General features: G+C 67.3%; 15 protein-coding genes. 9 read left to right on the top strand and 6 right to left on the bottom strand.

The features are described 5' to 3' along the window. The first annotated feature begins 10 nt into the window (after positions 1–10). Both ACNTAO_RS09280 and ACNTAO_RS09285 read left to right on the top strand, forming a co-directional pair. Positions 11–901, top strand: coding sequence for an ABC transporter permease (locus tag ACNTAO_RS09280; RefSeq protein WP_435161716.1), 891 nt, complete (start codon positions 11–13; stop codon positions 899–901). Next, positions 898–1,707 (top strand): ABC transporter permease, encoded by an 810-nt coding sequence (locus ACNTAO_RS09285; RefSeq protein ID WP_435161717.1) that lies wholly within the window; start codon positions 898–900, stop codon positions 1,705–1,707. The genes ACNTAO_RS09280 and ACNTAO_RS09285 overlap by 4 nt, the downstream gene beginning before the upstream one ends. 2 nt (positions 1,708–1,709) lie before the next feature. On the opposite strand, the gene ACNTAO_RS09290 is transcribed toward ACNTAO_RS09285, so the two are convergent. The 3 genes from ACNTAO_RS09290 to gatB form a co-directional block, all read right to left on the bottom strand. Continuing rightward, on the bottom strand, positions 1,710–2,177 hold the full coding sequence (locus tag ACNTAO_RS09290; protein ID WP_435161718.1) for a GNAT family N-acetyltransferase: 468 nt from the start codon (positions 2,175–2,177) through the stop codon (positions 1,710–1,712). A 65-nt stretch (positions 2,178–2,242) separates the two neighbouring features. Continuing rightward, positions 2,243–2,443 carry a ubiquitin-like small modifier protein SAMP2 gene (gene samp2 / locus ACNTAO_RS09295; protein WP_435161719.1) on the bottom strand — a complete coding sequence of 67 codons (201 nt, stop codon included), beginning with the start codon at positions 2,441–2,443 and terminating at the stop codon, positions 2,243–2,245. A 4-nt stretch (positions 2,444–2,447) separates the two neighbouring features. Next, positions 2,448–3,935, bottom strand: coding sequence for an Asp-tRNA(Asn)/Glu-tRNA(Gln) amidotransferase subunit GatB (gatB, locus tag ACNTAO_RS09300; protein ID WP_435161720.1), 1,488 nt, complete (start codon positions 3,933–3,935; stop codon positions 2,448–2,450). Positions 3,936–4,036: 101 nt separating this feature from the next. On the opposite strand from gatB, the gene ACNTAO_RS09305 reads away from it, so the two are divergent. From ACNTAO_RS09305 to mtnP, 5 genes are all read left to right on the top strand, one after another. Beyond that, positions 4,037–4,732 (top strand): phosphoribosyltransferase, encoded by a 696-nt coding sequence (locus ACNTAO_RS09305; protein WP_435161721.1) that lies wholly within the window; start codon positions 4,037–4,039, stop codon positions 4,730–4,732. 6 nt (positions 4,733–4,738) lie between these two features. Next, on the top strand, positions 4,739–5,455 hold the full coding sequence (locus ACNTAO_RS09310) for an HD domain-containing protein (RefSeq protein WP_435161722.1): 717 nt from the start codon (positions 4,739–4,741) through the stop codon (positions 5,453–5,455). 66 nt (positions 5,456–5,521) lie between these two features. Further along, positions 5,522–5,728 (top strand): hypothetical protein, encoded by a 207-nt coding sequence (locus ACNTAO_RS09315; protein ID WP_435161723.1) that lies wholly within the window; start codon positions 5,522–5,524, stop codon positions 5,726–5,728. After that, on the top strand, positions 5,728–6,723 hold the full coding sequence (locus ACNTAO_RS09320) for a YeiH family protein (RefSeq protein WP_435161724.1): 996 nt from the start codon (positions 5,728–5,730) through the stop codon (positions 6,721–6,723). The genes ACNTAO_RS09315 and ACNTAO_RS09320 overlap by 1 nt, the downstream gene beginning before the upstream one ends. Before the next feature lie 48 nt (positions 6,724–6,771). Beyond that, on the top strand, positions 6,772–7,632 hold the full coding sequence (mtnP, locus tag ACNTAO_RS09325) for an S-methyl-5'-thioadenosine phosphorylase (RefSeq protein WP_435161725.1): 861 nt from the start codon (positions 6,772–6,774) through the stop codon (positions 7,630–7,632). A 31-nt stretch (positions 7,633–7,663) separates the two neighbouring features. Here mtnP and ACNTAO_RS09330 read toward each other — a convergent pair whose 3' ends face one another. The 3 genes from ACNTAO_RS09330 to ACNTAO_RS09340 are packed head-to-tail and all read right to left on the bottom strand — an operon-like array spanning position 7,664 to position 12,746. Continuing rightward, complete coding sequence (locus ACNTAO_RS09330) at positions 7,664–8,731, bottom strand: segregation/condensation protein A (protein ID WP_435161726.1); 1,068 nt, start codon at positions 8,729–8,731, stop codon at positions 7,664–7,666. Beyond that, positions 8,724–12,293 (bottom strand): chromosome segregation protein SMC, encoded by a 3,570-nt coding sequence (gene smc, locus ACNTAO_RS09335; RefSeq protein WP_435161727.1) that lies wholly within the window; start codon positions 12,291–12,293, stop codon positions 8,724–8,726. The genes ACNTAO_RS09330 and smc overlap by 8 nt, the downstream gene beginning before the upstream one ends. Before the next feature lie 15 nt (positions 12,294–12,308). Beyond that, a complete protein-coding gene (locus tag ACNTAO_RS09340) occupies positions 12,309–12,746 on the bottom strand; it encodes a DUF7518 family protein (protein ID WP_435161728.1) in 438 nt (145 codons plus the stop codon). A 120-nt stretch (positions 12,747–12,866) separates the two neighbouring features. Here ACNTAO_RS09340 and ACNTAO_RS09345 point away from each other — a divergent pair, with 120 nt between their 5' ends. Both ACNTAO_RS09345 and cdrS read left to right on the top strand, forming a co-directional pair. After that, a complete protein-coding gene (locus tag ACNTAO_RS09345) occupies positions 12,867–13,451 on the top strand; it encodes a double zinc ribbon domain-containing protein (protein WP_435161729.1) in 585 nt (194 codons plus the stop codon). A 193-nt stretch (positions 13,452–13,644) separates the two neighbouring features. Next, positions 13,645–13,824, top strand: a complete 180-nt coding sequence (cdrS, locus tag ACNTAO_RS09350; protein ID WP_435161730.1) for a transcriptional regulator CdrS — start codon at positions 13,645–13,647, stop codon at positions 13,822–13,824. The last annotated feature ends 3 nt before the right edge of the window (positions 13,825–13,827 follow it).

Below are 13,827 nucleotides of genomic sequence, written 5' to 3' on the forward strand. Positions count from 1 at the left end.
CAGAACGCTCATGCTGACCGCTTACACGACCCGCGTCCAACGCCGCCTCGGCGTCCGACCTGCTATCGCGTTGGTGTTCCCGCTTCTACTCTTCGACCTGCTCGTCTTCGTCGTCCCGTTCGGCTACCTCCTGCGCATGAGCCTCCACGCGCGCCAGACGACCCGGGCGTACGCGACGGGAACGTGGTCGCTGAGTGGCTATCGATACCTGCTTGAGCCGTCGAACACCGTCGCCGAGACGTTCGTTTTTACACTCGGCTTTGCGACCGTCGTCACGACGCTCTCGGTCGTGGTCGCGACGCTGTACGCCTACGCCATGTGGCGAACAGCTGGTGTCGTTCGCGTCGGATTGACGGCCGGCGCACTCACGTCGATGTTCACCGCGATCGTCGTGAAGCTGTTCGCTGCGGTCCTCATCTACGCGCCGAACGGTGTCGTGAACACGGCACTACTGTCGACCGGCGTCCTCGCCGAGCCACTCACCCTCGTGAACAACGGTGTCGGTGCGGTGATCGGACAGCTCTACATCGTCGTTCCGTACAGCATCTTCGCGGTCTACGCCGTGCTTTCGACGATCGACGAGTCACTCGTTGAGGCGGCACGCGACCTCGGTGCGAACAGCCCCCGGGCGTTCCGCGAGGTCGCCGTGCCGCACGCGGTCCCAGGCGTGATCGTCGCTGGCGTCATCAGCTTCACCTGGAGCCTCGGAGCGTACGCGGCGCCACTACTTCTGGGGTCTGGGAGCGAGCGTACCGCTGGTATCCTCCTGTCTGACCTCCTCTTGCGGGATTTCGACTGGAGTGCCGCAGCTGCACTCGGCGTCGTGATCACGATGACGGTGTTGACGGCGATAGCTACCACGCAGGCGGTCTTGCGCCGACGAAGCGGTGACGACACATGACTGCATGGTCTGCCCGGGCTTGGAACCTCCTCTTCGGCTTGGGGACGGCATGCCTGTTTGCGTTCCTCGTTGCGCCGGTGGTCGTCGTCGCCGGCACGTCGCTGTCGGCCACGACCGGGGTCACGTTTCCACCGAGTGGCCTCTCGACTCGCTGGTACATCGCGCTCGTAAACGCACCCGCGTGGATCGACGCCGTCGAAAACAGCGTACTGATCGCGACCGGCACAACCGTCTTGTCGACGACACTTGGGGTGACGGCTGCGCTCGGCATCCGCCGAGTTGACGGGCGACTCGCTGACGTCGTAACTGGCCTCGCAGTCGTTCCACTGCTGGTTCCGGGAGTCGTATTGGGTGTCACGCTGCTCGTCTTCTTCAGCGCGTTTGGACTCCAACAGCGGGCGGTGACAGTCGTGCTTGCGCACTCGCTGTGGGCGACACCGCTTACATTCTCGATCATGCGTGCGACGTTTTCGCGGTTCGACTGGCGTGTCCGTGACGCGGCGCTCGATCTCGGAGCGACTCGCCTTCGGGCGTTTCGTGAGGTGGTCGCACCGAACGTCACCGCCGGACTGGCTGCTGCGGCACTGATCGCGTTCGTGGTGAGCCTCCAGGAGTTCGTGTTGACGCTGTTTCTCGCCGGCCGCGGGAGCCGCACGGTACCGGTGAAAGCGTGGAACTCGCTGCGAAACTCACTCGACCCGCTCGTGAGCGTCACCTCGACGCTACTCGTCGTCGCGGTACTCGTCGTCCTCGTCGCGGTCGGCGCTGCGGTCGGGCTCGACCGGGTCGCACGCGACACGCAGTGAGCTCACGCGTGAGCGTCGCCCGTGACGCGTCGTCGGCCGACGCACCGACCGTCGTCGCCTACGGCTATCACGAAGCCACACGCGCGGTAGAACGGCTCGACGTCGGAATCAAAGCCAGCTGTCACCCACGACACGGCCTCGTCGGCCGCCCCGGCGGCGACGATCCGCCCGACGAGCGCCGACCCGATACCGTTCTCACGACGGGCGCGACGCACCGCGAGCGCGTCGATGTGAAGGGTCTCGTCGTCTCGTCGCCTCGTCACCACCGCGCCGATGACAGCACCCGTCCGGTCGAACCGGGCGCACTCGACGGCTCCGTCTGTGATCCGCGCGGTGAGGTCATCGAGGTCGGTTTGCAGCATCGCCGCGTCGAGCACGCGCACGACATCGAGCGTATCGTCCGGCGTCGCCGTCTCGATCGTCACTCCTGCAGGAAGATCGGCGCTGGCGTCTGTCTGCTCGTCGCTCACGGCCACCACCCCGGGCAACTCAGCGTCTCTGTTGGGTGCATCGATTCGTCGTCGAGCCGTGACAGTCACCCGCCCTGAATCAGTCGAAGCAATCGAACGCGGTCGGTGTCGACCGTGGCGTCGCCGGGAACGGGCGTCCCGCCGACGAGGATCGTCGCTTCCTGCGGATGATATCCCGCCGTGCGGATCAGGTCGGCGTACGTGGCGTCGTCGTCGACGGCACACGTCTGCGTCTCGCCGCCGACCACCTCGACGGTTACCGGCATCGACTCATCCGTCGAGCCGCTCACGGAGGAGTCCGTTCACCTGGCCGGGATCGGCGCTTCCGCCGGTCGCCTGCATCACCTGTCCGACGAGGAAGTTGATCGCGCCCTCGTCGCCGTCATGGTAGTCTGTGACCGCCTCTGGGTTCTCGTCGATCGCGGCGTCGACGGCGGACTCGACCTCGCCCGCGCCGGCTTTCCCCAATCCCTCGCGTTCGATCACGGCGTCGGGGTCGTCGCCGGCGTCGAGCATCTCGCGGAGGACGACCTCCTCGGCGTTCTTGACCGTCACCTCGCCGGCGTCGACGAGCGCGATCAGCCGCGTGAACTCGTCGAGTCGCCCCTCGACGTCGGTTATCCGCAACTCCCGGTAGTTGAGCTCACCGAGGAGGTTGTCTGCGACCCACGTCGCGGCGAGCTCCGGGTCGAACTCGGCGGCGACGTCCTCGAAGAAGTCCGCCACCGCCTTACTCGAGGTCAGCTTCGAGGCCGACTCGCGGTCGAGGCCGTACGCCTCACGGAATCGCTCGCGCCGGGCGTCCGGGAGCTCTGGAATCGCGATCGACTCGCGCCAGTCGGCCACCTCGAGCGCCGGGAGGTCTGCCTCGCGGAAGTACCGGTAGTCCTTTTCTGCCTCCTTCGAGCGCATCGAGACGGTCACGCCACGCCCCTCGTCCCAGTGGCGGGTCTCCTGGTCGATCTCGCGGCCACGCCGGAGCACGTTTCGCTGTCGGGTGACCTCGTACGCGAGCGCCTTCGCTGCGCCCTTGTGACTCGAGATGTTCTTCACCTCGGCGCGGTTCGTCGATTCGAGCACCGACGAGGGCACGGATCCGTCTGCGGCGACCGCGTCGGCGTCGACGAGCGAGACGTTCGCGTCGACACGAAGACTCCCGTCGCGGCTCGGGTCGAAGACGCCGAGATACTCGAGCACCTCCTCTAACTTCGCGAGGAACGCGCGCGTCTCTGCGGGCGAACGGAAGTCCGGCTCCGTGACGATCTCCATGAGCGGGGTCCCCGCCCGGTTGTAGTTCACGAGCGTGTGGGTGGCCGACTCGATCGAGCCGCCGACGTGTTGGAGGCTCCCGGGATCCTCTTCGATGTGTGCGCGAGTGATCCCGATGGTGCGCCGCTCGCCGTCGACGGCGACCTCGAGTTCGCCGTCCGCACAGATCGGGGCGTCGTACTGGGTGAGCTGGAAGTTCTTCGGGAGGTCGGGGTAGTAGTAGTTCTTCCGGTGAAACGTCGTCGTCTCGGGGATGTCGGCGTCGATCGCCTTCCCGACCTTCACCGCCGCCTCGACGGCGGCCTCGTTGATCACCGGGAGCGCCCCCGGGAGCCCGAGGCAGGTGGGGCAGGTCCGGGTGTTCGGCGCCTCGTCGTCGGCCGGCTCGGTCGAACAACCACAGAAGATCTTGGTGTCGGTCTCGAGCTGGACGTGGACCTCCAGCCCGATGACGACCGCCGTCTCCTCGCTCACGGCCTGCGTACTCATTGCCGATCGGTTGTGAGCGGGCCACCTAAATCGTGTCGGCACACCCGCGGAGACGACCCGCGTCCGCAAGCGCTTATGTGAGTGGGCTCGACGCGTACGGTATGAGCGACCTCCCGGACGACTTCGACTGCACGCTGACGAACTGGGAGTACATCTACGGGCTCTGTCGCGTCGTCTCGAACGAGGTAAAACGCGACGCGTTCGAGCCGGACGTCGTCGTCGCACTCGCGCGCGGTGGCTGGTTCGCGGGACGATGTATCTGTGATTTCCTCGGCCTCGACGACCTCACGAGCCTCAAGATGGAACACTACGTCGGCACGGCGGAGAAGGCCGACGAGGCACAGATCCGGTACCCCATGCCGGAGGGATCGGTGGCTGGCAAAGACGTCCTCGTCATCGACGACATCGCCGACACCGGTGGCTCGATTCGGCGCGCCGCGGAGTACGTCGACGAACGCGATGCGGACACGATCCGGACCGCAACGCTCCAGCTGCTCGCCACCTCCTCGTTCGAGCCCGACTTCGTGGGCGAGCACCTCGAACAGTGGACGTGGGTCGTCTATCCGTGGAACTTCATCGAAGACATGATCGACATCATCGCGGGCGCCATGGCGCGTGCGGACGCCGAGTCGTTCGACCGCGAGGCGATCCGCCACCACCTCGAAGCGGATCACGGCGTCGGCCGCATCGAGATGGAGGTGGCCCAGCCTGGTCGACTCGACGAGGTGCTCGCCGAGATGGAGCGCCGCGGGGTCGTCGAGGCGGCGGACCCCGAGACGTGGACCCTCGCCGACTGATTCGAGATGCGTGAGGACGTGGACCCGAGCGACGCGGGCGATGCAGCCGACCAGACCGACGCAGCCGACCCGACCGGTCCGGTCGACTCCGCCGTCGACGCAGTGTGCGCGGCCTACGAGCTGAAAGACGAGCGACGAACCGGCTGGCAGCTCCGCGGCGTCGACGACCCCGAGTCGGTCGCGGCGCACTCGTGGGGCGTCGCGTACCTCGTGGTGGCGTTCGGCGACCGGTTTCGCGACGAGCTGCCCGGCGTCGACCTCGACCGGGCGCTCCGGCTCGCGGTCGTCCACGACGTCGCCGAGGCGCTGACCGGCGACGTGGCGACGCGGGCGGACGAAACGGCCAACGCTATCGACCGCAAGGTGAAGGCCGCCGCGGAGCGCGAGGCGATGGCAACGCTCGCCGACCCGCTCCCCGCGCGGATCGCCGACGCCTTCGCGACGTACGAGGCGCGTGAGACGCCGGAAGCGGTGTTGGTGAAAGAGTGTGACCTCCTCGACACCTGTGTGCAGGCGGTGGTCTACGAGCGCGAGGATCGGTACGACCCCGCCGCGGGCGATCCGACCGCGTTCACGGAGTACGACGCGCTCGACGAATTCTTCGCGACGACCGAGCAGCGACTCCAGACCGACGCGGGACGGGTCCTCTTCGATCGGCTCCGTGCACGCTACCGACACCATCGAGCGGCCACGAACGACGAGGCCGGCTCAACCGGGCGCTGACGAGACGCTGCCGCTCGTCGGAGTCGAACGACACGCGTAAGCCGCCCCCGGCGTGAGCACACGTGTATGGCCGAGGGGACGCGACGCGGGGCGACCGACGAGGATCGCGCGGACGTCCAGACCGCTCGCGACGAGCGTGCGGACGACCACGATGTCGGTGGACGGCCGCCGGCCTCCTCGCCGATCACCCGTCGCTGGTGCGCCCTCGACCGCGGGTGGCAGGCGCTGGCGCTCGGACTCGTGATCGTCGCCGGGAGCGCCGTGGTGTTCTGATGTCGATCGCGACCGACGCCCGACCGTACGTCGCCGGCGTCGGGCTCCTCACGATCGGTGCCATCGTCGCCTGGCTGGTCGGCCGAGCCGTCCCCGGACTCCAGCCGCTCGTCGTCGCGGTCGTCGTCGGCGCAGCCGTCGGCAACACTGTCGGCGTCCCGACGACGGCCGAGCCGGGCGTCGGCGTCCACAAGCTGGCACTGGAGACGGGGATCGTCCTGCTCGGCGCGGCCGTCGCGGTGGACGAACTGGTCGCCGCAGGACCAACCGTGCTCGGGCTCGTGGTCTGTACGGTCGGCTTCGGACTGGCGTTGTCCGAGGCCGTCGCGCGCCTGTGGTTTCGACTCGACGGCGTCGCCCCGTCGTTGTTGGCCGCGGGCGCGAGCGTCTGTGGCGTGTCCGCGGTCGTCGCCATCGGTCGCGTCCTCGACGCCCGCGGGGCGACGCTCACCGTTGCGGCCGCGACGGTCCTGCTGTTCGATGCGATCACGCTCGTGGCCTTCCCGATCGCGGGCGAGTGGCTCGGGCTCAGTGGCCGCACCTTCGGCGTCTGGGCCGGATTGAGCATGTTCTCGACCGGTCCGGTCGCGGCCGCCGGGTTCGCGCACTCGCCGGAGGCGGGGCAGTGGGCGACGGTGACGAAGCTCGCGAGAAACGCGCTCCTCGGTGGCGTCGCCATCGGCTACTCGACGTTGTACGCCGCCCGGTCGGCGACCGACCCCGAGGCCCGTCGTCTGTGGGCGGAGTTCCCGAAGTTCCTGATCGGCTTCCTGCTCGTCGCCGCCGTCGCCAACGCCGGCGTCCTCTCGCCGGCCGCGCTCGCCGCGATCGGCACCGCCTCGGACGGACTCTTCCTCGTCGCGTTCGTCGGGCTCGGCCTCTCGATACGGCTTCGGGAGCTCGAGACGGTCGGTCTCGCCCCCGTGGGCGTCGTCCTCGTCCACCTGCTCGTGGTGAGCGGGCTGACGCTCGCGGCCGTCCGACTCCTGTTGTGAGTGGGTGCGGCCGCACACACCTAAGTGGCGAGCGCACCGAAGACGCGTATGAGCACCATCGGCTTCATCGGTGGCAGCGGTATCTACGAGGCGCTGCCGCTGTCCGACGTCCGTGAGGTCACCTACGAGACCCCCTACGGCGAACCGAGCGACGCGGTCACCATCGGCGAGTTCGCCGACACCGGCCGCGAGGTCGCGTTTCTCCCTCGACACGGGAGCGACCACGGCGCCTCGCCGACTGACCTCCCGTACCGTGCGAACATGTACGCGCTCAAGCTCGCGGGCGTGACCCACGTCTTCGCATCGAACGCGGTCGGGAGCCTTCGCGAGGATCTCTCACCCGGTACCCTCGTCGTCCCCGACCAGATATACGACCGGACGAAGCGACGCCCGCTCTCGTTTTACGGGGACGGCATCGTCGTCCACCAGCCTTTCGCCGAACCGTACAGCCCGTCGCTCGTCGACCACCTGACCACCGCCGCGCGATCGGCGACCGACGCCGACGTGGTCCGCGGCGGGACGTACGTCTGTATCGAGGGGCCACAGTACTCGACGCGAGCCGAGTCGGCGTTCTACCGCGATCACGGGTGGGACCTCGTCGGCATGACCGCGATCCCCGAAGCGAAGCTCGCGCGGGAGGCGGAGATCGCGTACGCCACCATCGCGGGCGTCACCGACTACGACGTCTGGAAGACCGACAGCGAGGTGACGCTCCACGAGGTGCTCGAGAACGCCGAGGCGAACCAGGCGGCGATCGAGGCGGCGGTTGAGGAGGCGGTCCGCACCCTCCCTGCGGATCACGAGTGTGCCGCACACACTGCGCTCAAGGGGACGATAAACACCCCGACGGAGGCGATCCCGGAAGCGACCCGCGACCGTGTCGAACCGCTCGTTGGGACGTACCTGTAGTCGTCAGGCGCTGTCGGTGGCGACCCGCTGGTCAATCCGCGACGGCCTCCGACTCGCCGGTCGCCGCCGCGGGATCGCGGATCCAGAGGTCGCCGAACAGCTCGTCCTGTCGGAGGACGACGCTCCCGCGGTGTGCCATGAACAACAGCCCGAGGAAGGTCATGAACGGCCGTCCGCCGGCGTCAGCCACTTCGGCGAATAAGACCTCCGCGCGGCCGGCGTCGAAGTGCGGCCGCACGGCCGTTTCGACGTCGTCGATGACCGTCTCGATCGCTTCGTCGTGGGTGCGGTCGGTCGCCTCTTCGGCGGTCGGCTCGCCCTCGCGACGGAACTCGTCGCCCGCGTGGTAATCGAGCGTCTGTGTCCCGCGGTCGGAGCCGCTCGGTGAGGCAGTGGTGTCGTACTCGCGTGAGGACTTCCACCAGGAGTCGCGCTCGGCGTCGCGTAGGTCACGGACCAACTCGTCGAGCGTCTCCGGGGTGCCGCGTGCGCGCTTGCGCTCTAATCGCCGGTCCATCTCCGATTCGAGCGCGTCGATCGGGTCGTAGCCCGGGTCGGACGGGTCCTCGACGCCGCCTTCCATCGCGACCTCCCACGGCTCCGGCTCCGGTTCCTCGTCCGCGTCGTCGACGAGCAGCTCGTCGCTCTTCATCCGGAGGAGGACGCTCGCATAAAACAGCGCCCGGCCGGTCGTCCGGAGGTCGACCTCGTCGAGTCTCGTCAAGAACGCATCCGTCACGCGGACGATGTCGATGTCCCACGGCTCGATCGCCCCCTCCTCGGCGAGCTGGACCAAGATCTCGACGGGCTCGACCTCCTCGTCGGCCGCCGCGTCGTCCCCACCGGTCGCTGCGTCGTCCCCACCGGCCGCTGCGTCGTCCCCACCGGCCGCTGCGTCGTCCCCACCGGCCGCTGCGTCGTCCTCACCGGCCGCCGCGTCGTTCTCCTCGGTCGTCGGTTCCTTCTCGCGGTCGGCTGCCGTCTTCGAGTTCCCATCGTCGCCGCGCCCCGATTCGCCCACCGAACCCATATCCGGCGTGTCGCCGTCACGCTTCGTCGTCAGGTCCAGCGACGGCACGCCGTCGTCGGGGTCAGTCATCCGCGCTCGCCTCCTCACCGAACTGCATGCCGGTCACCGCAGAGCGATTGTCGCCCTGCATCGTGACACCGATCGCCCTGTCGGCTCGCTCTAACAGCGCTGAGCGATGCCCGACCACGACGAACTGCGCGTCGGTGGCCAGCTCCTCTATCATCTCACCGACCCGCTCGGCGTTCACCGCATCGAGGAACGCGTCGACCTCGTCGAGTGCGTAAAACGGGGCCGGATTGTGCCGCTGGACTGCAAAGATGAACGAGAGCGCCGTGAGCGACTTCTCTCCGCCGCTCATCGCCTCCAGCCGCTGGACCGGCTTGTCCGCAGGTTGTGCCCGCATCGTGAGCCCCTCCTCGAACGGGTCGTCCGGGTTCTCTAAGAGGAGCTCGCCGGTCCCCGCAGAGAGCCGCGAGAAGATGTCTTCGAAGTGGCCGTTGATCGACTCGAACGTCTCCACGAACGCGTCCTCCTTCGCCGCCTCGTACCCTTCGATGCGCGACTCGATGCCGTCACGCTCTTCGACGAGCACGTCACGACGCTCCTCGAGCTGTTCGAGTTCAGCGGCCGCCTCGTCGTACTCGTCTATCGCGAGCATGTTCACCGGTTCGAGCGCCTCCATCTCCGACTCGAGCGACTCGATCTTCGACTCGACGACGTCGAGGTCGGGGACCGCGTCTGGATCGTACTCGCCGACTTGCGCCTCGAGCTCGTCGACCTCCCACTCGAGCCGGTCGCGCCGATCGGTCAGCTCTTCGAGCGTCGACTCGGTCTCCGTAACGAGCGACTGCTGCTCGTCGCGGCGCTGCTTTGCAGCCCGAATCTCTTCTCGCAGTGACTCACGCTCCGTCTTGAGCTCTTCGAGCTCGTCTTCGAGATCGGCGATGGCCTCGCGTTTCGTCTCGAGGGTCGCCTCCGTCTCCTCGATCGCCGCCTCGTGGGCTTCGATCGCCGCCTCGGCTTCGGCCTTCGCGTTCTGTGCCTCCTCGACGGTCTCGTGGAGGTCGTCGACGGCGTCTTCGGCGTACGACTGTTCGAGCTCTACCTCGGTGAGTCGCCCGTCGAGTTCGGTGGTCCGCGCTTCGAGCGCTGTGATCTCCTCGCGGAGCTCGTCGGCTCGCGCCGACAATGTTGGGATCTTCGAATCTTCGAGCGCGGCCTCCAGCTCCTCGACGTCGGCTTCACGGCCGGCTATGGTCTCGTCGAGCGACGAGAGCCGCTCGTCGAGTTCGGTCATCTCGGATTCGACGTCCTCGCGTGCGGCTGCCAGTGATTCGAGGTCTTCCTCCAGCTCTTCGATCCGGTCCGTGGTCTCTTCGAGGTCACGCTCTGCGCGGTCGACGTCGGCTTCGAGCGACCGGACCCGTTCTGCGGCCTCGGCCTTCCGCTCGCGGGCGTCGTCGATGTCGGCGTCGAGTTCGTCGATCGTCGCCTGGAGCGTCTGTCGTTCGTCTTCGAGCGCCGCGATCTCGGTCGCGAGCCGTTCGAGTCGCCCGCCGCCGGTGCTCGTGAACGCGTATCGTGAGCCCCCTCCGGACCCACCGGTCATCGCGCCCGACTTCTCGACGAGGTCGCCGTCGAGCGTCACCATCCGGTAGTCGCCCATCAGATCGCGGGCAGTGGCCATGTCCTCGACGACGAGCGTCGACCCCAACACGTACGAGAAGATCGGGTCGTACGTCGACTCGTACGTCACGAGGTTCCGCGCGAAGTCGACGACGCCCGGCGCCGAGGGGGTCCGCGGCAGCCCGCGGTCGTCCATCTCCGTGATCGGCAAGAACGTGGCGCGGCCGGCGTTCCGCCGCTTGAGGTAGTCGATACACGTCGAGCCGACGCCGTCGTCGTCGACGACGACGTTGGCGAGCCGCCCGCCTGCGGCCGTCTCACACGCCTCGGCGTACTGCCCGTCGACGGAGCCGAGCTCGCCGACCGCCCCGTGGACACCGTCTATCCCGCCGGTTTTTACTTCGGTCACCGCCCGCGGCCACGAGCTGTCTCCCCGCTCGTCTGCGGCCGCCTCCAGGGTCGCGTACTCGTTCTGTTTCTCGCGAATTTCTGCTTCGAGCGTCTCGAGTCGCTCGCGCGCTTCGGCCTTCTCCGCGAACAGCTCGGAGAGCGCCTCCTCGATGGTCGCGTGATTTTTTTCGGCCTTGTCGAGTTCGCCGTGGAGCTCCGAGAGACGCGCCCGCAGGTCCGGGATCGACTCCTCGGCGTCGGCGAGTTCCTCGCGCGTCTCTTCGACCGCGTTCGACCGTCTCCGCGCCTCGTCGAGGAGGCGATCCTTCTCGCGTTGGGTCTCGTGTTTCTTCTCGCGCAGCGACTCGAGCGCCGCTTTCGTCTCGGTGAGTTCGGTCTTCAGGTCGTCGAACTCGGTGTCTGCGCCGTCGATCTCGGCTTCGACGTCGGAGAGCTCGGCGCGTTTGGTCGCGATCTCCGAGACGACCGAGGCCTTCTCGACTTTCACCTCGCGGATCTCGGCTTCGAGCTCCTCGAGCGTCTCCTGTTTGCGGTCGATCTTGACGAACGCGTTGCGGCGCTCGGTCTCTGCCGTCTCGATGCGCTCGCGAGCGGTCTCGATCTGTGCTTCGAGTTGCGACCGCTCGCCCCGAAGCGACTCGATCTCCGAGCGGATCGCGATCTGTTCGTCCTCGCCTTTGGTCTCGATCTCGTGGGTGAGGTCTTCGAGGTCCTCTTCGAGCCGCGTGAGCGTCCCCTGTCTGGTGTCGAGTTCGGTCTGACGCGATTCGAGCGTCTCCCGTGCCGACTCCATCTCCTCGTCGACGGCTGCGAGCGCCTCGCGCTTCTCCTCAAGCTCGGAGGCCTTGCGGTACCCGCGGTACTCCTCGACGTCCTCTCGAAGCGACTGGTACTCGAGGGCGGTCTCCCGTTCGGCTTCGAGCTGGTCGAGCCGACCGCGCTTCTCCTCGATGCGAAGGTCGGCCTCGCCGATCCGGTCTTCGACCGTGTCGAGCTCGTCGAAGGCGGCCTCCTTCTTCTCGTCGAACTCGGCGACGCCCGCTATCTCGTCGACGATCCCTCGCCGCTGGTACGGCGTCATGGTGATTATCTCGGTCACGTCACCCTGCATGACGACGTTGTACCCCTCTGGGGTCACCCCGGCCGCAGCGAGGAGGTCGCGGATGTCCGAGAGGTTCACCGAGCGCCCGTTGAGGTAGTAGTACGAGTAGTAGTTCTCGTCCGTCTCTTTGACCCGGCGTTTGATCGTGATCTCGGAGACGTCACCGACGTCCTCCGAGCCGGCCGCAGAGACGACGTGTGACCGGTCGAGGGTCCCGTCCTCGTTCGACAACACGACGGTGACCGTAGCCTCGCTCGGTCCGCGTCCGTCGACGTCGTCGTCGTGACCGGGGTTGTAGATGAGGTCGGTGAGCTTCTGTGCGCGGATCCCTCTGGTCCGTGCCAGCCCGAGCGCGAACAACACCCCGTCGATGATGTTCGACTTTCCGGACCCGTTCGGCCCGGTGACGACGGTGAAGTCCTCGTAGAAGGGTATCCGCGTCGTCTGCCCGAAGCTCTTGAACCCGTCGAGGACGACTTCGCTGATGTACATGACGGGGGTGACGTCTTACGCGACGATGATGTCGCTGCTCGATGTGTCTGACTCCGACCCGCGGTCGTCGTCACCGGCGTCTGTGCGCCCGTTCGAGCCGTCTCCGTCGGCCGACGCCGACTCGGGACCGACGCCGTCGACACCCGCGACGATGACGTCGTCGCCGTCGGTGACCTGTGCGTCGTCGCTCGCCGGGTGTGCTGTGGCGGCGTCTTCCACCGGGGGCTCGTCTGCGTCTTCCGCCGGAGTCTCGTCGGCGTCCGGTTGTCGTTCGACAACTTCGGCGTGGGCGTCCGACGCGGCCTGGCGCTCTGCTGTGGTCGCCGGCGCCGTGCGGTCGGCTTCGAGCTGACGGACACGCTCTTTGGTCTCGACGAGCTCCTCGGTGAGTCCGTTCACCGCAGCCTGCAGCTCCGTGACCTGTCGTTCGAGGTCCTCGACTCGGTTGCTCATATACACTCGTATGCCCGCGCGGGAGGTATAAATCTGCGTCAGACAGACGTGTGACCACACTGCATGGAGGCGGTGGACCGAGCGAAACTACTTATATTATCGGCTGTAATCTGACGCTTGATGAGCAAGATCACCTTCCGGGCCGACGACGACCTCGTCGAGCGTCTGGAAGCGTGTGACGCCTCGAAGAGCGAGGTGATGCGCGAGGCCCTCCGAGCGCACCTCGCGGACGCCCCCGCGGACGACGCGGGCGCGAGCTCGCTCGAGACCGCACTCGTCGACCGCGTCGACGACCTGATCGAAGACCGCCTCGACGCGGCGCTGGCGGCCCGCGGCGTCGCTCGACCGTCGGACACCGCCAGCTCACACGCCCCCGGCGAGGTGACGGTAAACGTCACGCTCGACGCCCCAGGAGCGGATATCGACGACGCGCGGGTGACCCGAGCGGACGATCCAGCCGAGGATCCGTCGGCGCGTAAGACACGCACGCAGGACGCGGGTCAAGGCGCGTCGTCCGACGGTCGACGCGCCTGCGTCGGCTGTGGCGAGCACGTGCCAGACGGCGACGTCTACTGCCCGAACTGTGGGGAGAAACAGTCACACCGGGCGTTCTGTGAGTGCGGAGACGAGGTACGGACGGATTGGGCGTTCTGCCCCGGCTGCGGTCGGCGGACGCCCGCCGCAGACGTGTTACACGACCGGTGAGCGGCCCCGAACCGGACACGTACGGGCCGATGGCGTCATACATTCGCCGGTAGATTTATATCATTAGGTTCAGATGTCCTCGCTGTGTAAGACGACCGTCTTACAGCTGGCGACGGATCCGGGGATGTCCCCGGTGAAGGCGTCACGCCGTGTAAGACACGCGGCCCGTCGTCTTACCGGGGGAATACAACATATGGAGCGTGTGACACTGCGCATTCCGAAACAGCAGATAGACGAGGTGGAACAGATGGTCGAGACGGGAGAGTTCCCAAACCGGAGCGAGGCGATCCGGTCGGCCGTTCGTGAGATGCTGAGCGAACAAGACACAGAACGCGACGACCACGGCCGCGCACACGGCTGGGCGAAGGTGTAACCC

The organism is Halorubrum zhoui (assembly GCF_051194155.1).
Taxonomy (GTDB): Archaea; Halobacteriota; Halobacteria; order Halobacteriales; family Haloferacaceae; genus Halorubrum.